Genomic DNA, 22,147 nt, shown 5'->3' on the forward strand with positions numbered 1-22,147 from the left:
TTGGCTGGGGAGGAAGGATTCGAACCTTCGCATGCTGGAATCAAAATCCAGTGTCTTAACCGCTTGACGACTCCCCAACTTACTAAATCATATGAAACAGCGGATGAATATCTAACCCTTCCACACAATACGCTTCATATGATTGAGAAACCTGTTGGTAAATTGTATTTGCTTCTTGATGAGATGCACTTGCTATAAACAAACAAGCTCCAGAACCGGTCATTAATGTATAACCATATTGGGATAACTCAACATAAGCCTTCCAAACTTCAGGATATTCCTGAAACACAACCGCCTGCATATCATTTTGAAACGGCTGTAATGATTGGAAAGTCGGCATTATGCTGGGTTTGGAATCCCGTGTCAAGCCTTCATGTGCAAAAATTTTAGCTGTTGCCACATGAACAGGGGGCTTAACGATAACATACCATTGTTTAGGGACATCAATTTCAGCCAGCTTCTCACCTACGCCTTTGGCCAAAGCACTTCTTCCAAAAATAAAAAAAGGAACATCCGCACCAAGACTTACACCTAAATCAATCAGTTGCTGCCTACTCAAACCGCATTGCCACCATTGGTTTAAAACCATTAAAACTGTGGCCGCATCAGAGCTGCCGCCGCCCAATCCGCCTCCGGTCGGAATCACTTTATCCAACCAAATTTCAACGCCGTGCGGCACGCTTGCATATGGCAGCAATAATTTAGCCGCCCGATAAGTCAAGTCCTGTTTGGGATCAAGCCCTTCGACCGGCGTATGCAGAATAATCTGCCCATCAGTACGCATTTTCAGATGAACGGTATCGTATAAGCCGATCAAACAGAAAATACTTTCCAAATTATGATAACCATCGCTCCTGCGGCCGGTAATCCTCAAATCCAAATTTAATTTGGCCGGCGCAGGAAAGGCTTGAGTTCCCTCTGAAACAGACATGGCTTCCTCTATTTGCGTGCTGCGCATCGGGTTTGTCCATTCTTATCCAAAGAGTGGTTTACCGTGTCGAACACCAAGCGGATATTAAACTTGGCATTCTCAAGTTGAAGCGTTTTGGGCTGTCCTGAACTATTTAAAGTACGCGATATTGTCCAGTCAAACTGCTCCAGACGGCCATCAGGCAGGATTTTGTATGGCGCATTGGCAACGCGTTTACCATCAGCCCAAATATGCAGATATTGAACCGGCAAAGCAAAGCCCAAAAGCTGTCTGCTCAATTCCTCAGCTGTTTCCGCCTGATAAACCTTACCCTTACTGTCTACCGCCAATACGCCTTCACTGTCTTGACACAGCTGGCCTACGGTATTGCCCAACGGTGTATTCACATCAATGGTTTGAACCGCGTTCTGATAAGTCCAGTCGAAATTGGCATAAGAGCCTTTGCCTTCCACTTTGACAGCCAATCGACCATCCGCACTAAAATCCTGCACCTGCTCTGCTGCTTGCCAACTGTTTTGCTGAGGTAAATTTGGCTGTGCACAGGCAGCCAAAAGCAATAAGGCTGCAACCGATGATAATTGTTTTAAATTCATGGATATTCCTTCATAGGCCGTCTGAAATCAAACGCTTTTCAGACGGCCTTTTGGTTTTATTTGTGTTTTTGAGGATGCGGTTTGCTGGACGTTATACCGAATTTGGACATTGTCTCTTTTAATACTCGGAGATTGCTTCCGCGTTTCAAGCCGTCATTCCAGATTTCTTTGGCCTTATCTTGGTCGCCAAGCGTCCATAGGACTTCGCCCAAATGCGCGGCGACTTCGGCTTCAGGTTCTTTTTCGTAGGCATATTGGATATATGGAAGCGCCATTTGCGCATCGCCTTTAAGATAATAAGCCCAGCCTACACTATCATTAATTGCTGCGCTTTCCGGATCCATTTGATAGGCCGTCTGAACCATTTCGAATGCCTCCTTCAAATCCTTGCCGTTGGACAACAAGGTATAGCCCAAAGCATTCCAACCGTGCGGATTATCCGGATACAGCTCTACCACACGGCGCAAATCGGCAATTGCCTTGCCTGGCTGATTCAGCTTCTCATACACCATCGAACGCTGATACAGCACATTGGCAAGCAGCTCGGGAGAAGCTTGGGTTTTCAAGGATTTTTCGGTGGAATTTACCAAGCTGTTCAAAGCGTTCAACGATTCTTGAAGATTAGTATTTTTAGACAATACAAACAAAGCCGTATTCAGCAAATCACTGGCTTCAAAATAACGTCCTCTTTGCTCGGGCATTTTTTGTGCGCGTTGCACCAAAGCCCAAGCCTCTTTATGGTTGCCCTGTTTGGCTTCGATAGAAGCGGCCAAAATGGTTTTATCAAATGTATAAGCCGTTGCCGTTACCTTATCCAGCCATTGTTTGGCTTTGGCAAAATCCTCGGCATCATTGTAAGAAACCGCACCAATCAACGCCGCACGGCTGCGCTGCTCCTCCGTACCGGCTTTATAAGCCTTTTCCAGATAGCTATTTACGGCAGAAATATTTTCCGTCTTGCTGGCTGACAATAAGGCGGCCTGAATATACAAATCAGGGTTTGGATTTTCTTCCAACAAAGTCTTCAAGCGCTTGAATGCATTATCATTTTGACCATGAGCGATCAAATTGGCGATGTCCAATTCCTGCCAAATCGGAGATAAGGTTTTGGTGTCTGTCTCTTTGAAGAAGCCGTCCAGAATATCAGGATGCCGTTGCGCCATCAGCCGCAGGGTAACAAAAGTCGGCGGCAAAATTTCGTTGTCCAACTTGGCCAAGCGCTGCAATGCCGCAATGGCGTGTTTGTGTTGACCGTCTTTTGCACTAAAAATTGCATCCGCAATCGCCGCTTCCGGGAAATCTTTATAATTCAGTGCTGTCTTATGCACCTGTTTGACCGCATCGCTGGTCAGATTCGGCTGTTGTGCTGCGGTTTGTGCCAAAAGCAGGAACACGCGCTTTTGCTCGTCTTCACTACCGCCGGCAATTACCTTGTCCAATCCGCTCAAATTCTTATCGGCTTTGCCCAGTAGCAAATTGCGCAACCAAGTCATACGCTTTTGAGTTTCACCAGGCTCCGGCTCGATTTCGCGCCATTTTTGGTAAATGGCTTCAGCCTGTTCAAAGGCGTTTAAAGAAACCGCCATCTCCAAAGCGCGTTCGGCCACTTCGGGAGATTTGGTGCGATGCAACGTCAAAATATAAGTAAACAAAGCAGAAGCCGCATCGCCCTTTTGCAGGGCCAGTTCTGAATTTAACAAGGTGAAAACCTGCGAGGTGCGGTTTTGTATACCCAACAGACGTATCCGTTCCTGCTCGCGCTCTTCGGGAGAAAAATGGTCGGCACGGCTTTTCTTTTTAATAATCTTAGCCGATTCAAAAACTGCATTTGAATCGCCGGGTGCGGCAAAAGTTTGTGTAACAAACAACATCATTACAGCCGCAGCTGCTACTCGAATACGGGATGGGGAAAACAACATAACTATCCTTTTTGAGAACCTGCCGACATTTTCAGACGGCCTAAGCACTTGCAAAACAGACGCAAAGCTTTATTTATCATTCAGGCATAACTGTAACACACGCACCCTATTTTGTTGACACGGTAACCGTAAACCTTGTGTAATCCTCATCTGCATAAAACGATCAGCGCCAAAAATGAATACCGACCACCTTACCCATTTCCTAACTCAAGCTTCACGCTTCAGCAGCCGTATGCAAGCAGAACGCAATCAATTAGTTACCGCCCAAACGGCCAAAGAAGCAGCCGTTTTGGTCGGCATTGTCTTGCATGAAGGAGCGTGGCAAATTTTACTGACCAAAAGGGCCGAGACCTTAAGGCAGCACACCGGACAAATCGCCTTTGCCGGCGGCCGCAAAGATGCCCAAGACGACAGCCTAACGGCAACGGCGTTAAGAGAAGCTGATGAAGAAACCGCCATTCCGATTACCGCATGGCAGACTTTTGCGCCACTACCTTTTTATGACACGCCTTCTGGCTACCGTGTTACGCCTGTTCCGGCAGTTTGCACACAACCCGTCAACCCCAAAGCCAATCCCGATGAAGTAGCTAAAATTTTTTATCTGCCTTTGGATTTTGCCTTAAACCTACAAAACTACACATTCCGTCAGCTTCATCACAACAATCAAACCCTCGCCCTCCCCGCCCTGCCTTTCCGACACTACGACATCTGGGGGCTGACAGCAATCATTCTATATGGACTGGCTGAACGTTATCAGCAATATTGCCAAGCTTTTAAATAAGGCAAGGCCGTCTGAAAAAATAGGAAAGAATGGTTTCTGATTTTCTTATGGTGTTTGGTTATATACCTACCACAACAAAATAAGTTATAGCGGCAAACACAAAACAGGAGCAGAAAATTTCAAAATAAACGATTGGAAAATAGTGTAACGATATAAAAATTCATTTTTTCACAAATAAATTGTGCTCTCTTCATTTTTCAGACGGCCTTTGCCTGCGTATAATATCGGTCTGATTTACAATTCAAACGAGCTTAGCCCAGCCATGACCGAATCCATCCGCCTGCCCGCTTCTACACTCAAGCCTTCCACCGTTGCCCTGCCCGGTTCCAAAAGCATCAGCAACCGCACGCTGCTCTTAGCCGCACTCTCCGACAACGTTTGCGAAATCCATTCTTTGCTCAAATCCGACGATACCGACCGAATGCTTGAAGCACTCGATAAACTCGGCGTACAAATTAAATCTTTACCTGAAGGCCGTCTGAAAGTTCATGGCACCGGCGGCCGCTTTCCCAACCCAACCGCCGATTTGTTTTTAGGCAACGCCGGTACGGCATTCCGCCCTTTGACTGCCGCGCTTGCCGTTTTGGGCGGCGACTATCATCTGCATGGCGTACCGCGTATGCACGAACGCCCCATCGGCGATTTAGTGGACGCGTTGCGCATTGCCGGCGCGGACGTACAATATTTGGGCAATGAAAACTATCCGCCGCTTCAGATCGGCAAACGTCAAGACAACGGCGAGCGCGTTATTCCGATCAAAGGCAATGTTTCCAGCCAATTCCTGACCGCCCTGCTGATGGCTTTGCCTTTGACCGGACAAGCTTTTGAAATCCACATGGTAGGCGAGTTGATTTCCAAACCTTATATCGACATCACGCTCAAGCTGATGGCGCAGTTTGGTGTGGAGATCATCAATGAAGACTACCGTGTATTTAAAATCCCAGCCGATGCCAAATATCATGCGCCCGAACATTTATATGTAGAAGGTGATGCCTCCAGCGCGTCTTATTTCTTGGGTGCAGGCCTGATTGCGGGTACACCCATCCGCGTAACCGGTATCGGCGCACACAGCATTCAAGGCGACGTTGCCTTTGCGCGTGAATTGGAGAAAATCGGTGCGGATGTCATTTGGGGCGAAAATTTTGTTGAAATTTCCCGTCCTGCCGATCGCAAGATTCAGGCTTTTGATTTGGATGCCAACCATATTCCAGACGCGGCCATGACCTTGGCCATCGTCGCACTAGCTACTAAGCAACCATGCACACTGCGCAATATCGGCTCATGGCGCGTTAAAGAAACCGACCGTATCGCCGCCATGGCAACCGAACTGCGCAAACTGGGTGCAGAAGCCATCGAAGAAGCCGAAGCCATCCATATTACGCCGCCCGAAACACTTATCCCCGATGCCGTCATCGATACTTACGACGACCACCGCATGGCCATGTGTTTCTCACTGGCTTCGCTTTTGGGCGTCCCCGTCATCATCAACGACCCGAAATGTACGCATAAAACTTTCCCCGACTATTTCCAAGTTTTTGCATCATTAACCAACTGATTGATTATTCAAAGTTTCAGACGGCCTGTTGCATACAAAAAACACAGGCCGTCTGAAAAATAAAAATAAAACTATACTTTTTCTTAATTTATGCGATAATAGCTAAATAAATTCTTAGCGATTCATATTTCCTTTCGGAGAGAAAACATGTCAGACGAAAAAAGCAAAGCCTTAGCCGCCGCCCTTGCCCAAATCGAAAAAAACTTCGGCAAAGGCTCCATCATGAAAATGGACGGCAGCCAACAGGAAGAAAACCTTGATGTTATTTCCACCGGCTCCCTCGGCGTGGACTTGGCACTCGGCGTTGGCGGCCTGCCCCGCGGCCGCGTGGTTGAAATTTTCGGCCCGGAATCCTCCGGTAAAACCACACTCTGTCTCGAAGCCATTGCCCAATGCCAAAAAAATGGCGGCATCTGCGCATTCATCGATGCCGAGCATGCTTTTGACCCGATTTACGCCCGCAAACTCGGTGTAAAAGTCGAAGAACTCTATCTCTCCCAACCGGATACCGGCGAACAGGCATTGGAAATCTGCGATACATTGGTACGCTCAGGCGGTATCGATATGGTTGTTGTCGACTCCGTAGCCGCACTTGTACCTAAAGCCGAGATCGAAGGCGAAATGGGCGACAGCCACGTCGGCTTGCAAGCCCGCCTAATGAGCCAAGCCCTGCGCAAACTGACCGGCCACATCAAACGCACCAATACATTGGTTGTTTTCATCAACCAAATCCGTATGAAAATCGGCGTGATGTTCGGCAGCCCTGAAACTACGACCGGCGGTAACGCGCTCAAATTCTATGCCTCCGTCCGCCTCGACATCCGCCGTACCGGTCAGATTAAAAAAGGCGATGACGTTATTGGTAACGAAACCAAAGTCAAAGTCATCAAAAACAAAGTTGCGCCTCCATTCCGTCAAGCCGAATTCGATATTCTTTACGGCGAAGGCATCAGCTGGGAAGGCGAATTGATCGACTTGGGTGTCAAACATGACATCGTTGAGAAATCCGGTGCATGGTACAGCTACAACGGCGCAAAAATCGGCCAAGGTAAAGACAATGTACGCGTTTGGTTGAAAGAAAACCCTGATATCGCCAACGAAATCGATGCCAAAATCCGTGCAGCAGTCGGTATCAATATGGATATCACCGAAGGCAAATTGGACGATACCGACGGCGAACGTCCTGAGGAATAAGTCTGTTTGAAATTAAAGGTTAAATAAGCCAAATAAAGGCCGTCTGAAATCCGACCATTAATCGGATTCAGACGGCCTTTTATTCAATACTGCTTAAAGCCCTAATGCCTGAGCGTGAAACTCAATATGCGAATCGATAAAGCTGGCAATAAAGAAATAGTCATGCCCATAGCCCGGGCGTACTTTATATTGGATATTGAAACCTTTTTCACGTGCGGAGCGGACAAACGCTTCCGGTTGCAGGACGTCAGGATACAAAGCATCTTCACTGCCGACATCAATCAAAACAGGTAATTTATGCGAGGCCGTCTGAAGCAGCTCTGTACTGTCATAGCGTTTCCATGTTTCCACGTTTTGGCCCAAATAAGCTGAAAATGCCTGCCTGCCGCCTTCCGTATCGATAGGATGACATAAAGGCGCAAAGGCAGAAACCGCAGCATATCGGCCGGGATGCTTCAAAGCCAACTGCAGCGCACCATGCCCGCCCATGCTGAAACCTGCAATGCTGCGCTCTTTCGTTACCGGGAAATTATGCTCAATCAAATCAGGCAATTCTTGGCTGATATGGCTTTCCATTTGATAATGCTGCGCCCAAGGTGCTTTAGTTGCGTTAACATAAAATCCGGCACCCTGTCCAAGATAATGTTCCTCGCTGTCGGCAACATGCTGACCGCGTGGCGAGGTATCCGGAAAAACCACAATAATATTCCATTGCGCCGCAAAACGCTGGATTCCGCTTTGCCGAACCAATTCAGAACCATCACTATTTAAGCCGGAAAGAAAATATAAAACAGGCGCAGGATAACCTTTTAAGACTTGTGGCGGCAGATAGACATCAAATACCATGTCCGTCCGGCAGGTTTGAGAAAAATGGCGGTACCGTTCCTGATGCCCGTTAAACATCTTTCTGCGTTCCAGCAAATGCAATTCTGAATTTTTCATTTTATTCCTTGTGAGGAAACAGCAATAAGCAGAATGTTAGCGCAAAACCTGTCCATCGTGTTGTTGCCCCATCTTTATTAGGGCAACCAAATCTGCTTTAAACAAGACTTACCAATCATGCGAAATCATTACGCCGACGGCATTTAAAATCTATACACAATCTCTGTGGATAAATCTGTTGATAAGCTTTGGGTAATCGTAAAATTTTCTTTAGGAACAAACCAAGTCTTAGATTGACTAAAATTTAATCAAATAAAATATAATAAAATCAAATAGTTATATTTATAAGATTTTACTATAATCATACAGTAAAAATTTATAGGTAAAACAAGGTTATGCGGCTTTGTGCATAAATTAGGGTTGACATCCCTAAAAATCGCCCCGAATCAAAAGCTCTGTGAAACAACAGCCGATTTCATCAGATGCCATTCAAAAAACACGCGGCCATACATTTTGCGTTACAATACGCACTTATTTTTAAGAAAGAAAAATATGCCATGAAAGCCTCCCAGTTCTTCATTTCTACCCTTAAAGAAGCCCCTGCCGAAGCCGCACTTGCCAGCCACAAGCTGATGATTCGTGCCGGCTTGATCAAAGCCAACGCATCCGGTCTTTATACTTGGATGCCGATGGGCCTGCGTGTATTGCGCAAAGTTGAAAATATCGTGCGCGAAGAAATGGCCCGCGCGGGTAGCGTGGAGCTGCTGATGCCTGTGGTACAACCTGCCGAGCTGTGGCAGGAATCCGGCCGCTGGGAGTTTTACGGTAAAGAACTGCTGCGCCTGAAAGACCGCCACGACCGCGATTTCTGCATGGGTCCGACTTGTGAAGAAGTGATTGCCGACATTGTGCGCAAAGAAGTCAACAGCTACAAACAACTGCCGAAAAACTTTTACCACATCCAAACCAAATTCCGCGATGAAGTGCGTCCGCGCTTTGGTGTGATGCGCGCGCGCGAGTTTGTCATGAAAGACGCTTATTCCTTCCATGCCGACTATGCCTCGCTTCAGACGACCTATCAAGATATGTACGACGCTTACTGCCGTATCTTCACCCGTTTGGGTTTGGAATTCCGTCCTGTTGCCGCGGATACCGGCAGCATCGGCGGTACCGGCTCTCACGAATTCCAAGTATTGGCTGAAAGCGGCGAAGACGTTATTGCATATAGCGACACTTCCGATTACGCCGCCAATATCGAATTGGCACCGACTTTGCCGCTTAAAGGCGAACGCGCTGCTGCTCAGGCCGAGTTGACCAAAGTACATACGCCAAATGTCAAAACCATTGAGTCTTTAGTTGAATTCCTCAATATTCCAGTTGAACAAACCCTCAAATCCATCGTGGTTGAGGGCGAGAACGAAGGCGAACTCGTCCTGCTGCTGTTACGTGGCGACCATGAATTTAACGATATCAAGGCAGAAAAACTGGCCGGCGTGAAATCGCCACTGACAATGGCAAGCCCTGCCGCAATTGTTGAACAGTTCGGCGCAAACGGCGGCTCTCTCGGCCCTGTCAACTTCAAAGGTAAAGTCTATGCTGATTTTGCCACCGAAAAAGGTGTAGACTGGGTGATTGGCGCGAACGAAGACGACTACCACTATACCGGCTTCAACTTCGGCCGCGATGCTGCCGAGCCTGAATTTGTCGATTTACGCAATGTCATCGAAGGCGACATCAGCCCCGACGAACAAGGCCGTCTGAAACTGGCGCGCGGTATTGAAGTCGGCCATGTCTTCCAATTACGCGACAAATATACCCAAGCCATGAATGTCAGCTTCTTGGATAATAACGGCAAATCCCAAATCATGGAAATGGGCTGCTACGGTATCGGTATTACCCGCGTTGTGGCCGCCGCCATCGAGCAAAACAACGACGAAAAAGGCATTGTTTGGACCAAAGCAATGGCGCCGTTTGAAGTCGTGATTGTACCGATGAACTACAAAAAATCTGAATCCGTACGTGAAGCCGCTGACAAAATCTATGCCGAGCTTTTGGCTGCCGGTGCGGATGTATTGTTGGATGACCGCGACGAACGTGCAGGCGTATTGCTGAATGACTCCGAGCTGTTGGGTATTCCTCACCGCATCGTAATCGGCGATCGCGCCTTAAAAGAAGGCAATGTCGAATATGCCGAGCGCCGTGACAATCAAGCTCAAGCCGTTGCGGTATCAGAAGTTGTCGCCAAGGTTCTGACTGCATTGAACGCTTAAGTCTTTTCAATCATGAAAAGGCCGTCTGAAACTGATTATTTCGTTTCAGACGGCCTTTTTCTGTTTTAATAAATAATGTTTTTTCCGTAACTCTCTAATATTTCTTTGATTTTCAAAATGGTTTCTTTAGGCGGCGGATGTACGCCTTTTAATTTGTATTCATCGCCACACAAAGCCCATTTGTGGGCGCCCAATTCGTGATACGGCAAAAGCTCGACCATTTCGACATTCTCCATATCACCGATAAACTCGCCCAATAAATGCGCTGAACGCTCATCATCGGTATAACCGGGAACAACCACATAACGCACCCGTGTCGGCTGATTGCGTTCGGCAAGATAGCGCGCAAATTTCAGCGTTTTGGTATTTGGGATACCGACAAGCACTTTATGAATTTCAGGATCGATTTGTTTTAAGTCGAGCATGACCAAATTGGTATGATCGAGCAAATCATCCAAAATCGAGTCATAGTGCAAAGCATAGCCATTGCTGTCGAGACAGGTATGGATATCGTGTTCCCGACAGGCCGTAAACCAATCGCGTACAAACTCATATTGCAATAACGGCTCGCCGCCGGTTGCCGTTACGCCTCCGCCTGTCGCACGCAGATAATGACGATAGGTCATTATCTGCTTCATCACGGTTGCCACATCCAATTCCTGCGCCTGTTCGGTATGGAGATCCCATGTGTCGCGATTATGGCAATACAGGCAACGCATTAGGCAACCTTGCAAAAAGAGCACGTAGCGCAAACCCGGACCATCGACAGCACCACAAGATTCAATCGAATGAATAATGCCTTTGCCGTTATAATGACGGTGGCCAAGGTCTTTCAGTTCCGGCTCGGGGGTAATGGCAAAAGTCGTGGACATAGTGTTCGGCTCAAAAATATTTTTGCTTATATGGATTGTACGATAATAAAGGCCGTCTGAACATTTCAGACGGCCTTGGAGCTTTGTTTCAAAACAAACCAAATGCAAATTTAGCTTCCGGTTTGTTTTTCCCCCGAATTACATGGTTTCTGTGAATGTACGGGTAATCACGTCAAGCTGTTGTTCACGGGTCAACGAGTTGAAGCGAACCGCATAACCGGACACACGAATGGTCAACTGCGGATATTTCTCCGGATGGTGCATCGCATCTTCCAAAGTCTCGCGATTCAATACGTTGACGTTCAAGTGTTGACCGCCTTCCAAAATACCGTCTTCATGGTGGAAATAACCGTCCATCAGACCGGCAAGGTTGCGTTCGCGAGAATGCTCATCTTTACCCAACGCGCCTGGAATAATGGAGAAGGTATAGGAAATACCGTCTTTAGCAAACTCAAATGGCAGTTTGGCTACGGAAGTCAATGAAGCGACTGCACCGTTGACGTCACGGCCGTGCATTGGGTTTGCACCCGGACCAAACGGAGCACCTGCACGGCGGCCGTCTGGAGTATTACCGGTTTTCTTACCGTAAACGACGTTGGAAGTAATGGTCAGTACGGACTGAGTCGGAGTAGCGTTGCGGTAAGTTTTGTGGGTTGCCACTTTTTTCATGAAGCGTTCTACCAAGTCGCAGGCGATGTCGTCCACGCGGTCGTCGTTGTTACCGAATTGTGGGTATTCGCCTTCGATTTCGAAGTCAACAGCAATACCGTTTTCATCGCGAATTGGTTTCACTTTGGCGTACTTAATGGCGGACAATGAGTCGGCAGCCACAGACAAACCGGCGATACCGCATGCCATCGTACGTTTCACGTCACGGTCATGCAACGCCATCAACGCGGCTTCGTAGCTGTATTTGTCGTGCATGTAGTGAATAATGTTCAGCGCGGTAACGTATTGGGTTGCCAACCAATCCATGAATTTGTCCATGCGCTCAAAGACAGTGTCATAGTCCAAAACTTCGTCCATAATCGGCTCGGTTTTCGGACCAACTTGCTCTTTAGATTTTTCATCCACGCCGCCGTTGATTGCGTACAGCAGAGTTTTTGCCAAGTTGGCACGTGCGCCGAAGAACTGCATTTGTTTGCCGACCACCATCGGGCTGACGCAGCAGGCAATGGCGTAGTCGTCGCTATTAAAGTCAGGACGCATCAAGTCGTCGTTTTCGTATTGGATAGACGAAGTGTCGATGGATACTTTGGCGCAGTACTCTTTAAATCCTTGCGGCAGTTGTTCAGACCACAATACAGTGATGTTTGGCTCAGGAGATGGACCCATGTTGTACAAGGTGTGCAGCACGCGGAAGTTGGTGCGCGTTACCAAGGTACGGCCATCCAAGCCCATACCGCCGATGGATTCGGTTGCCCAAATCGGGTCGCCGGAGAAGAGTTGGTCGTATTCGGGCGTACGCAGGAAACGGACCATACGCAGTTTCATCACCAAGTGGTCGATAAATTCTTGCGCTTGGGTTTCGGTAATCACACCGTTTTTCAGGTCGCGTTCGATATAAATATCCAAGAACGAAGACACACGGCCGAAGGACATCGCTGCGCCGTTTTGAGATTTAACGGCGGCAAGGTAGGCAAAGTAAGTCCATTGGATGGCTTCTTGTGCATTTTTTGCAGGGCCGGAAATGTCGTAGCCGTAAGAAGCCGCCATTTCTTTCATTTGACCCAAGGCTTTGTATTGTTCGTTGATTTCTTCACGACGGCGGATCACTTCTTCCAAGTCCACACCGTTTTCCAAATCGGCTTGCAGTGAATTGAACTGGTTAAGTTTGTCTTTCATCAAGAAGTCGATACCGTACAATGCAACACGACGGTAGTCACCAATAATACGGCCACGGCCATAAGCATCCGGCAGACCGGTAATCACGCCTGATTTACGGCAACGGCGGATGTCAGGAGTGTAAACGTCAAACACGCCTTGGTTATGGGTTTTGCGGTATTTAGTGAAAATTTCGCTGACTTCAGGGTTCAACTCAACGTTGTACACTTTGCACGCGTCTTGCACCATTTTCAAACCGCCAAACGGCATGATAGAGCGTTTCAAAGGCTCGTCTGTTTGCAGGCCGACGATGGTTTCCAAATTTTTGTCGATATAGCCTGGAGCATGACTGGTAATACCGGAGACGATTTGCGCGTCGATTTTGTACGGCTCGTGCGTACGGTTTTCTACTTTAATGCCTTCCAATACGTCTGCCCACAGTTTAGTTGTGGCTTCGGTTGCTGGTGCCAAGAAAGAAGCATCGCCTTCATAAGGCGTGTAGTTTTTCTGAATAAAATCGCGAACATCTACGTTGGTTTCCCAGTTGCCACCAGTAAAACCTTCCCAAGCGGCTGGACGTTGCTGAACATCATTTGACATATCAAGCTCCTAATTTTATTGAAAATATAGACCGTAAATTTTCTGAAAGGATAGCACTAATACCCTTCCATTTACAGGAGTTTTCTTGAAATAAAATTACAGACTAGCCTTTTCTTGACTTACATCAATGAGAATAATTGTTACTTGGCACTACATCTCGGTTTCCAAACACTCGCGTTTAAAAACGGCGTAGAATACGAAATTAAGCCCTGAAGACAGACATCCTTCAGGGCTGAATTTTTATTGCATTTCATATAAAAGGCCGTCTGAAACATTCAGACGGCCTTTTATTCACTTAATCAATTAAGCAAACGGGTGGTGCAAAACGATGGTTTCTTCACGGTCAGGACCAGTTGAAACAATGGCTACAGGTGCACCGCACACTTCTTCAATACGTTTCAGATAAGCTTTAGCGTTTTCAGGCAGCTTGTCATATTCTTTCACGCCGAAAGTCGACTCGCTCCAACCCGGCATGGTTTCGTAAATCGGTTTGCAGGTTTCTACCGCATCGGAGCCGCAAGGCAGAATGTCGGTTTTGCTGCCATCAGGCAATTCATAACCTACGCAGATATTGATGTTCTCAATACCGTCCATTACGTCCAGCTTGGTGATGCACATGCCGGAAATGCCGTTAACTTGAATAGAGCGTTTCAAAGCAGCAGCGTCAAACCAGCCACAACGACGCGCACGACCGGTTACAGAACCGAATTCATGGCCGCGTTCAGCCAAACCTGCACCCACTTCGTCAAACAATTCAGTCGGGAATGGACCGGAACCCACGCGGGTTGTATAGGCTTTAACGATACCCAAAACATAATCCAGCATTTGCGGACCTACGCCTGCACCGGCAGAAGCGGCACCAGCCAAGCAGTTGGAGGAAGTTACAAACGGATAAGTACCGTAGTCGATATCCAGCAACGTACCTTGCGCACCTTCAAACAACAGGCTTTCGCCTTTGCGGTTTTTCTCGTTCAAAACACGGGAAACATCGGTAATCATCGGCGTAATGCGCGGCGCAACTTTTTCAATGACCGCCATCACATCTTCAACTTTTACCGGCTCGGCATTGTGCAGGTGTTGCAACTGAACATTGTAATAAGCCAAAACGGCTTCCAGTTTTCCAACCAGTTTTTCAGGGTGCAACAAGTCCACCACACGAATCGCGCGACGGGCAACTTTATCTTCATAGGCTGGGCCGATGCCGCGACCGGTTGTACCAATTTTGCTTTTACCGCGGGAAGCTTCGCGTGCTTGGTCAAGTGCAATGTGGTAAGGCAGAATCAATGGGCAGGTTGGCGCAATTTTCAGACGGCCTTCAACGTTTTTCACACCGGCGGCGTTCAATTCGTCGATTTCGCCCAACAATGCTTCAGGAGAAACGACAACGCCTGAGCCGATGAAGCAGTCCAAAGTCTCATGCAAAATGCCGCTTGGAATCAGGCGCAAAATGGTTTTTTTGCCACCGACGACCAAAGTATGGCCGGCATTGTGGCCGCCTTGGAAACGTACTACACCGCTGGTTTCTTCCGCCAGCCAGTCAACAATCTTACCTTTGCCTTCATCACCCCATTGGGCACCGATTACGACAACATTTTTAGCCATAGCCATCTAACCTTATTTCAGATACAAAATTTCAAAATAAAACTCAATCGTTCAAAGCGATTACTTTCCAAACGCCGTCTACCTGTTTCAGACGGCCTGTAACCTCTTCCGAACCGTTATAGCCGATACCGTAATCGATAACGACACATTGTCCTTGTTCGCGCAAAGCATCTACCGCTTCTTGAGCCGCAGGCATGTCTTTTACATCGACAGCCACCACGGATTCCCGTCCGATAGCAGGAAGGCGGCCGATAAAGCTGCGCAAATCAAAACTGAATCCGGCCGCAGGGCGTGCGCGTCCGAAGTATCCGCCCAATCCGTCATAACGGCCGCCGCGTGCCACAGCATCATGACGGTTTGAACCATAAGCCGCGTAAAGCAAACCGGTATGGTAATTGTCAACGCGCAGTTCCGACAAATCGATATGCACTTTTTGATTTGGGAACGCATCGCATACTGCCTGCAATTCATCCAAAGCCGCACTGACTGCAGACAATTCCGGTAATTTCTCTCTAGCCAAAGTCAGCACTTCACGACCGCCGTACAGTCGTGGTAACAATGAAAACGCTTTTGCCCACATACCGTCGAGTTTCCACTCTTTGACCAACTGGCTGACAGCCTCGGCATCTTTGTCCTGCATCGATGAAAGCAGGGTTGCCGATTGCTGCTCATTCAAATGCGCGGCATTTGCCAAAGCACGGAATACGCCGATATGGCCCAATGAAAGCAAGACCTCGCCCATGTCGGCGATTTTCATGCTTTTCAGCATCAAATCGATCAATTCAATATCCGCTTCAATGCCTTCCAAGCCGTACATTTCCGCACCCGCCTGCAAAGGCTCGCGCATATTGAGCAATCCGTCAGGCCGCGCATGAAGCACCGAACCGGCATAGCATAAACGGTTGATACCTTGATTGGCAGAAAGCAAGTGGGCATCAATACGTGCCACCTGCGGTGTAATATCCGCGCGGATACCGAGTTGACGGCCACTGAGCTGATCAACGACCAAAATGGTTTTCAAAGACAAACCGGCATCGATATGCGTCAATAAGGAATGGCTGTATTCCATCAATGGCGGTTGCACCAATTCATAACCATGCACGCGGAACAAAGCCAATAGCCGCTCACGGGCGCTTTCCAGTTGTCGGGCATTGGTCGGTAACACGTCGGCAACGTGTTCAGGAAGCTGCCAAGACTTCATGAGAATCTACCTCTGTTTTTTTGTAAACATAAAGGGCTGCTTAAATTTAAAACCAAATCAGCCTGACGACTGAAATTTTCCTGAATGCATCAATAGCAAATCTGATGCGGCTTCAACAAAACTGATTTTAAATTTAAACAGCCCCTGAGTAACGGCTTCAAACCGTCGAGTTATTAAAATCAGACTTTACCATATTAAAACGAATTTTGCACCCTGTTTACAGAGAACGTAAAAAAACATTAAAAACAAGGCCGTCTGAAAACCAAATGCATAGCTGCATCATTTTCAGACGGCCTTATTCATGCCTGAACAACCCGACGCTTAACGCCAGTAACGCCACCAAGGCATATCGTCAGATCGCCATTCGTGTTGCAAGAACGGGCTTTGCGGGAAGTTGGTTTCCAAAACGCGGCGTGTATCGGCAGCCAGTTGCGGCTTGTCCAGTTTTTTGTACGCCAGTTCCATCATCGCCAAAGCTTCTTCAACGTAACGGGTATTTTGGTAACGGCTGACGATTTTTTGCGCACGGTTGGCCGCTGCGACATAAGCACCACGTTTCATGTAATAACGCGCCACAGACATCTCGTTACCGCCCAAAGCGTCCACCAGCTTGGCCATACGCTCGGTTGCATCGGCAGCGTATTTGCTGTTTGGATAACGTTGAACCAACTCTGCAAACGCCTGATAAGCATCGCGGTTGGCTTTCGGATCGCGGTCGGACCAGTCTTGGGAAGCCAGCTTGTTCAAGAAAGACTGGTCTTCGTTAAACAGGACCAAACCTTTCAAGTACAGCGCGTAGTCCATATTCGGATGTTGCGGATGATGGCGTTGGAAGCGCGCAATGGCAGCCAAGGCTTTTTCCGGCTCATCGTCTTTATAATAGGCATACGCCGTATCCAACTGGGACTGCTGTGCATAGCGGCCGTTTGGAAAACGGGATTCTAAAATTTCGTATAACTTGACAGCTCGCGTATAATTGTTGCTGTTCAATTCGTCTTGCGCTTCGGCATAAAGCTTTTCCACACTCCAATCTTGAGTAATTTGGGCGTCTTTATCGATTGTGCCTTTATTTGCGCAGGCACTCAGTGCCAAACCTAAAGAAACTACTAAAAGAATTTTTTTCATGCAGAATACTTCCTTTGATAACGAAGCCGATTATAGCGATGATTTAGACTTTCCGTCATCCCCTGAAACAGAAAGTTGTGTTAATTTGACCGTTCCGCTCGAAATGGCAGGCGGAAGGCTGGATGCCGTATTGGCCAAACTCATGCCCGACTACTCGCGCAGCCGCCTGAGTTCGTGGATTAAAGAGGGTGCAGTCATTGTAAACGATAAGCCCGCGCAACCCAAAGATAAAATGATAGGCGGTGAATTGATTGCCGTTACGGTACGTCCGAGCGAAGAAAACCTCGCATTCACGCCAGAACCGATGGATTTGGACATCATTTATGAAGACGATACCGTCATCGTCATCAACAAACCGGCCGGATTGGTCGTCCATCCTGCCGCAGGCAACTGGAGCGGCACCCTGCTCAACGGCCTGTTGGCGCACTGTCCTGAATTAAGCCAAGTGCCGCGTGCGGGCATCGTACACCGTTTGGACAAAGAAACCAGCGGTCTGATGGTGGTCGCCAAAACCTTGCCGGCGCAAAACTCACTGGTTCAACAGCTTCAAGAGCGCACAGTCAAACGCATTTACCGCGCAGTCGCCAACGGCATTGTTCCTTTCGACGGCAAAATTGAAACCCAAATCGGCCGCGATCCGCACAACCGCCTGAAAATGGCAGTTGTTAAATTCGGCGGCAAACCTGCCATTACCCACGTCAAAGTGTTGGAACGTTATCTGGCGCACAGCTACATCGAATGCTCGCTCGAAACCGGCCGCACGCACCAAATCCGCGTTCATATGCGCGAAGCCAACCATCCGCTGGCCGCCGATCCTGTTTACGGCAACCTGCGCCATCCATGCAGCGATGCGGTTAAAGAAGCCATCAAAGCCCTCGGCGCGCGCCAAGCCCTGCATGCCTACCGCTTGAGCTTTGTACACCCGAAAACCGGCGAAACCGTTTCCTTTGAAGCGCCTATGCCTGACGATATGTACCACCTGCTTTCCGTCCTGCGTCTGGAAGCCGGTTTAGATTCGTCCCTAAGCAACGAGGAAGAATGGCAAGAGAAATTCGGCATGGACGATGACGACGATTGGAATGAAGACGACTACGATGTCGAAGTCGTTTATGTAAGGGATTAAACCCATTTTTCAGACGGCCTAAAATATTATCTGAGGCCGTCTGAAATCAATCCGTTCCAATATTTCAGCGATTCAAAGATTATGAAAACCATCACAGAAACCCTAAACCTCACCCCGCAAGGCAAGAATTTTTTGACTGCCGACTGGCCTGCCCCTGCCAATGTCAAAACGCTTATTACCACGCGCAACGGCGGTGTCAGCGAAGGCGTGTACCGCAGCCTGAATGTCGGTTCGCACGTCGGCGACAATCTGGAAGCCGTACTCCGCAACCGCGAAATCGTACAGGAACAAGTCGGCCTGCCCGTTGCCTACCTTAATCAAATCCACAGCACCATCGTTGTGAATGCCGCAGAAGCATTAGGTAATACGCCTGATGCCGATGCTTCGGTTGATACGACGGGTACGGTTGCCTGCGCCTCAATGACTGCCGATTGCCTGCCTGTCTTATTTTGCGACAAAGCAGGTACAGTTGTTGCGGCGGCTCATGCAGGTTGGCGCGGTTTGGCCTGTGGCGTTTTGCAAAATACCATTGCGGCAATGAATGTCGAGCCACTGGAAATCATGGCCTATCTCGCCCCTGCCATCAGCCCTGATGCGTTTGAGGTGGGGCAAGATGTATTTGATGCGTTTTGCACCCCCATGCCGGAAGCTGTCGATGCGTTTGAAGACATCGGCGGCGGCAAATACCTTGCCAACATTTACGCTTTGGCGCGTATGATTCTGCATCGCGAAGGCGTGAACATGATTTATGGCGGCACCCATTGCACTGTCTTGGAACGCGATACTTTCTTCTCCTACCGCCGTGACGGACAAACCGGCCGCATGGTCAGCCTGATTTGGTTGGAAAAATAAGATTTGCACCATCAAAGACAAGGCCGTCTGAAAGACTTTCCGTTTACGGTTTCAGACGGCCTAAACATTATTCGTTATAATCCGACGATACCGTAACCGGTTTCAACGAAGGAATATCCAATGAAAAAAATCCTATTGCCTGCACTCGCCCTATTGCTTGCCTCTTGCGGTTTCCACCTAAAAGGCACAGGCGTGACTTCGCAGCCGCTGCCTTATCAAAACTGGCATGTAGAAGGCGGAGCCGTCATGCAAAAAGCGCTGGAAAATGCCTTACGCCGTGCCGACGGTCATCCGGTTAGCGAAGCCGAATCACAAATCACCCTGCGCGTTGTCGACTTTCAAAAACGCCGCGACATCTATACCATCACCCGCGCCGCCGCAATCAACGAATACCTGCTGGCCATGACCATCAAAGCCCAAGCCTTCCGCAATGGCGAGCCGGTTGGCGAACCGATGGAAGTTAAGGTTCACCGCACCATGGACTACGCCGACAGCGAAGTCTTGGGCAAACAGGAAGAGGAAGAAACCATTTGGTCTGAAATGCGCATCGACGCCGCAGATCAAATCGTCCGCCGCCTGACTTTCCTGAAAGCGCAATAATGGCTGCCGCGCCCATTGAGAGCCTGCGCCCCGATACGCCGCTCCAACCGTTGTACATTATTCACGGCGAAGAGGATTTGTTGCGCATCGAGGCTTTGGATACGCTGCGCGCAGCCGCAAAAAAACAAGGCTATCTCAACCGCGAAGTCTATACCGCCGAAAACAATTTTGACTGGAACGAGCTGTTGCAAAGTGCCGGCAGCGCAGGTTTGTTTGCCGATTTAAAACTGCTGGAAATCCACATCCCCAACGGCAAGCCCGGCAAAAACGGAGGTGATGCCCTGCAAACCTTCGCCGAACGCCTGCCCGAAGATACGGTTACGCTCATCCTCCTGCCTAAGCTTGAAAAAGCGCAAATCCAGTCCAAATGGTTTTCCGCATTGGCAGGCAAAGGCATCGTCTTAGAAGCCAAAGCCGTTGCGCCATATGCTTTGCCGCAATGGATACAGGGCCGCCTGAAACAGCAGGGTTTGGATATCGAACCTGAAGCACTCGCCCTTTTTGCCGAGCGCGTCGAAGGCAATCTTTTGGCCGCCCGTCAGGAAATCGAAAAACTCGCCCTGCTCCATCCCCAAGGCCATTTAATCAATATTGCCGACGCAGAAGCCGCAGTTGCCACTGTCGCCCGCTTCGACGTATTCCAACTGGCAGGCGCATGGATGAAAGGCGATGCCCTGCGCGTTTCCCGTTTGCTGGACGGTTTGGAAGAAGAAGGCGAAGAGCCGGTTTTGCTGTTGTGGGCGGTTGCCGAAGACATCCGCACCCTAATCCGCCTCACTGCCGCACTCAAGCAAGGCCAAAACATCCAAAGCCTGCGCAACAGCCTGCGCTTATGGAGTGACAAGCAGACCCTTGCACCGATGGCTGCCAAACGCATTTCCATCAACCGCCTGCTCGACGCGCTCAAAACCTGCGCCAAAATCGACCGTATCATCAAAGGCGCGGAAGAAGGCGATGCATGGACCGAGTTCAAACAGCTCGTTACCTCGCTGGCCGCTTGAAACCGTTGCCACGCGTCAAGAAACTTGCACGCAATACGCCCCAAAAACAGAAAATACTGTAAAATAGCGTAAACTCAAATTCAGGCCGTCTGAACCTCGCATTTCAGACGGCCTCTTCCAGCAAAAAACAAGGAAACACCAACCATATGGATAATAAAACCAAACTTCGCATCGGTGGTCTGGCCCTACTGACCACTGCCGTATTAAGCCTCATCATCGTTCTGATCGTCGATTCATGGCCGCTGGCCATCCTGTTAGCCGTTATCATCGTGGCTGCTGCCGCAGGCGGTTTCGTTTGGACTTCACGCCGTCAGCAACGCCAATTCCTCGAGCGCCTGAAAAAATTCGACATCGATCCGGAAAAAGGCCGTATCAACGAAGCCAACCTGCGCCGTATGTACCACAGCGGCGGTCAACATCAAAAAGACGCGATTACCTTGGTTTGCCTGTCACAAAAATGTTCCGTTGACGAAGCGCACGCCATCTTCAAAAAACGTCCGACCCGTCAGGAAATGAACCAAATGGCTGCCCAACAGGCACGCGGTCAAAAACGTCCACATCGCTAATCCCGACAGTAACAGGCCGTCTGAACATCCTATCCCGTTTCAGACGGCCTGTTTTTATTTCCATCAAACCCATTTCCGTTTCCATCACATTATGACCCGTCTTCCCACCGCCCCACTCAAACGCCGCCTCGCCGCACTGGTTTACGAGCTTCTACTGACCGGCGCCGTTACCAGCATTGCCGCCCTTGCAGCCGGTATTGTCGCCATCTTTCTCAATCCCGTTTCCATACGCCTGTCCATGCTGACAACCTGTCTGATTCTGTTCTACGCATGGTGGCTCTACTTTCGCGCCAACTGGCACAAAAAAGGCCAAACCCTCGCCATGCAGACATGGAAAATCGGCTTAGCCGATAAAAACGATACCCAGCCGCCCCTGCCGCAGCTGCGCCTGCGCTTTATTTGGGCCAGCATTTTTATTGTCTTCATTCCCCTGTTTGCCTACGCCGGATTGCGTCATCTGCTCAATATACCGCCCAAAGGCGCATTCGGCGCCGCGCTCTTTTGGCTCATCCTGCCATGGGGCTTCGCCCTGTTCCATCCCGACCGCCAGTTCCTCTACGACTTCTTGGCTGGAACAAGGCTGGTGGATTTAAATCAGAAGAAAACAAACGAATAAAATCCAAAAGCGGCTCAAGCTCTAAATAAAATAAAGGCCG

Annotated in this window: 19 protein-coding genes and 1 tRNA gene; 10 read left to right on the forward strand and 10 right to left on the reverse strand. The window is 48.9% G+C overall.

The window, feature by feature from the left end:
• Position 1: 1 nt before the first annotated feature.
• From ACTHTA_RS02785 to ACTHTA_RS02800, 4 genes are all read right to left on the reverse strand, one after another.
• Positions 2-77 (reverse strand) — tRNA-Gln (locus tag ACTHTA_RS02785).
• 5 nt (positions 78-82) lie between these two features.
• Positions 83-931 carry a 4-(cytidine 5'-diphospho)-2-C-methyl-D-erythritol kinase gene (ispE, locus tag ACTHTA_RS02790; RefSeq protein ID WP_308887488.1) on the reverse strand — a complete coding sequence of 283 codons (849 nt, stop codon included), beginning with the start codon at positions 929-931 and terminating at the stop codon, positions 83-85.
• Between the two features lie 8 nt (positions 932-939).
• Positions 940-1,524: a lipoprotein insertase outer membrane protein LolB gene (gene lolB / locus ACTHTA_RS02795; protein ID WP_070824019.1), complete on the reverse strand. Its 585-nt coding sequence runs from the start codon at positions 1,522-1,524 to the stop codon at positions 940-942.
• Positions 1,525-1,580: 56 nt separating this feature from the next.
• Complete coding sequence (locus ACTHTA_RS02800; RefSeq protein WP_308887455.1) at positions 1,581-3,443, reverse strand: tetratricopeptide repeat protein; 1,863 nt, start codon at positions 3,441-3,443, stop codon at positions 1,581-1,583.
• A 175-nt stretch (positions 3,444-3,618) separates the two neighbouring features.
• On the opposite strand from ACTHTA_RS02800, the gene ACTHTA_RS02805 reads away from it, so the two are divergent.
• The 3 genes from ACTHTA_RS02805 to recA all read left to right on the forward strand — a co-directional run bounded on the left by ACTHTA_RS02805 (position 3,619) and on the right by recA (position 6,973).
• Complete coding sequence (locus tag ACTHTA_RS02805; protein WP_308887453.1) at positions 3,619-4,224, forward strand: CoA pyrophosphatase; 606 nt, start codon at positions 3,619-3,621, stop codon at positions 4,222-4,224.
• Positions 4,225-4,486: 262 nt separating this feature from the next.
• Positions 4,487-5,779 carry a 3-phosphoshikimate 1-carboxyvinyltransferase gene (aroA, locus tag ACTHTA_RS02810; protein ID WP_440364104.1) on the forward strand — a complete coding sequence of 431 codons (1,293 nt, stop codon included), beginning with the start codon at positions 4,487-4,489 and terminating at the stop codon, positions 5,777-5,779.
• A 147-nt stretch (positions 5,780-5,926) separates the two neighbouring features.
• Positions 5,927-6,973 (forward strand): recombinase RecA, encoded by a 1,047-nt coding sequence (recA, locus tag ACTHTA_RS02815; protein ID WP_063075842.1) that lies wholly within the window; start codon positions 5,927-5,929, stop codon positions 6,971-6,973.
• Positions 6,974-7,066: 93 nt separating this feature from the next.
• Here the strand turns inward: recA and fghA are convergent, their stop codons facing one another.
• Positions 7,067-7,915, reverse strand: a complete 849-nt coding sequence (fghA, locus tag ACTHTA_RS02820) for an S-formylglutathione hydrolase (protein ID WP_440364103.1) — start codon at positions 7,913-7,915, stop codon at positions 7,067-7,069.
• Positions 7,916-8,412: 497 nt separating this feature from the next.
• Here fghA and ACTHTA_RS02825 point away from each other — a divergent pair, with 497 nt between their 5' ends.
• Positions 8,413-10,125, forward strand: a complete 1,713-nt coding sequence (locus ACTHTA_RS02825; RefSeq protein WP_440364102.1) for a proline--tRNA ligase — start codon at positions 8,413-8,415, stop codon at positions 10,123-10,125.
• 65 nt (positions 10,126-10,190) lie between these two features.
• Here ACTHTA_RS02825 and pflA read toward each other — a convergent pair whose 3' ends face one another.
• The 5 genes from pflA to ACTHTA_RS02850 all read right to left on the reverse strand — a co-directional run bounded on the left by pflA (position 10,191) and on the right by ACTHTA_RS02850 (position 17,349).
• On the reverse strand, positions 10,191-10,997 hold the full coding sequence (pflA, locus tag ACTHTA_RS02830) for a pyruvate formate lyase 1-activating protein (RefSeq protein ID WP_308887448.1): 807 nt from the start codon (positions 10,995-10,997) through the stop codon (positions 10,191-10,193).
• A 138-nt stretch (positions 10,998-11,135) separates the two neighbouring features.
• A complete protein-coding gene (gene pflB, locus ACTHTA_RS02835; protein WP_137040696.1) occupies positions 11,136-13,421 on the reverse strand; it encodes a formate C-acetyltransferase in 2,286 nt (761 codons plus the stop codon).
• Between the two features lie 303 nt (positions 13,422-13,724).
• Complete coding sequence (locus ACTHTA_RS02840; RefSeq protein WP_308887447.1) at positions 13,725-15,023, reverse strand: adenylosuccinate synthase; 1,299 nt, start codon at positions 15,021-15,023, stop codon at positions 13,725-13,727.
• Between the two features lie 43 nt (positions 15,024-15,066).
• The gene (locus ACTHTA_RS02845) at positions 15,067-16,224 is read right to left on the reverse strand and encodes an ATP phosphoribosyltransferase regulatory subunit (RefSeq protein WP_308186919.1); all 1,158 of its coding nucleotides are present in this window, start codon (positions 16,222-16,224) and stop codon (positions 15,067-15,069) included.
• Positions 16,225-16,545: 321 nt separating this feature from the next.
• Positions 16,546-17,349 carry an outer membrane protein assembly factor BamD gene (locus ACTHTA_RS02850; protein WP_004519923.1) on the reverse strand — a complete coding sequence of 268 codons (804 nt, stop codon included), beginning with the start codon at positions 17,347-17,349 and terminating at the stop codon, positions 16,546-16,548.
• On the opposite strand from ACTHTA_RS02850, the gene rluD reads away from it, so the two are divergent.
• The 6 genes from rluD (at position 17,348) to ACTHTA_RS02880 (ending at position 22,107) form a co-directional block, all read left to right on the forward strand.
• Positions 17,348-18,472, forward strand: a complete 1,125-nt coding sequence (gene rluD / locus ACTHTA_RS02855) for a 23S rRNA pseudouridine(1911/1915/1917) synthase RluD (protein ID WP_070585696.1) — start codon at positions 17,348-17,350, stop codon at positions 18,470-18,472. The genes ACTHTA_RS02850 and rluD overlap by 2 nt on opposite strands.
• An 81-nt stretch (positions 18,473-18,553) precedes the next feature.
• The gene (gene pgeF, locus ACTHTA_RS02860; protein ID WP_308887446.1) at positions 18,554-19,324 is read left to right on the forward strand and encodes a peptidoglycan editing factor PgeF; all 771 of its coding nucleotides are present in this window, start codon (positions 18,554-18,556) and stop codon (positions 19,322-19,324) included.
• Positions 19,325-19,444: 120 nt separating this feature from the next.
• Entirely contained in the window at positions 19,445-19,924 is a 480-nt protein-coding gene (locus tag ACTHTA_RS02865) for an LPS-assembly lipoprotein LptE (RefSeq protein ID WP_070747970.1), read from the forward strand.
• Positions 19,924-20,925: a DNA polymerase III subunit delta gene (gene holA / locus ACTHTA_RS02870; RefSeq protein WP_308887445.1), complete on the forward strand. Its 1,002-nt coding sequence runs from the start codon at positions 19,924-19,926 to the stop codon at positions 20,923-20,925. Before ACTHTA_RS02865 ends, holA begins: the two co-directional genes overlap by 1 nt.
• Positions 20,926-21,071: 146 nt before the next feature.
• The gene (locus ACTHTA_RS02875; protein WP_003746427.1) at positions 21,072-21,491 is read left to right on the forward strand and encodes a hypothetical protein; all 420 of its coding nucleotides are present in this window, start codon (positions 21,072-21,074) and stop codon (positions 21,489-21,491) included.
• A 91-nt stretch (positions 21,492-21,582) separates the two neighbouring features.
• Entirely contained in the window at positions 21,583-22,107 is a 525-nt protein-coding gene (locus tag ACTHTA_RS02880) for an RDD family protein (RefSeq protein WP_308887443.1), read from the forward strand.
• Positions 22,108-22,147 lie beyond the last annotated feature (40 nt).

The sequence above is a fragment of the Neisseria sp. P0013.S005 genome, assembly GCF_051958425.1.
Taxonomy (GTDB): domain Bacteria; phylum Pseudomonadota; class Gammaproteobacteria; order Burkholderiales; family Neisseriaceae; genus Neisseria; species Neisseria subflava.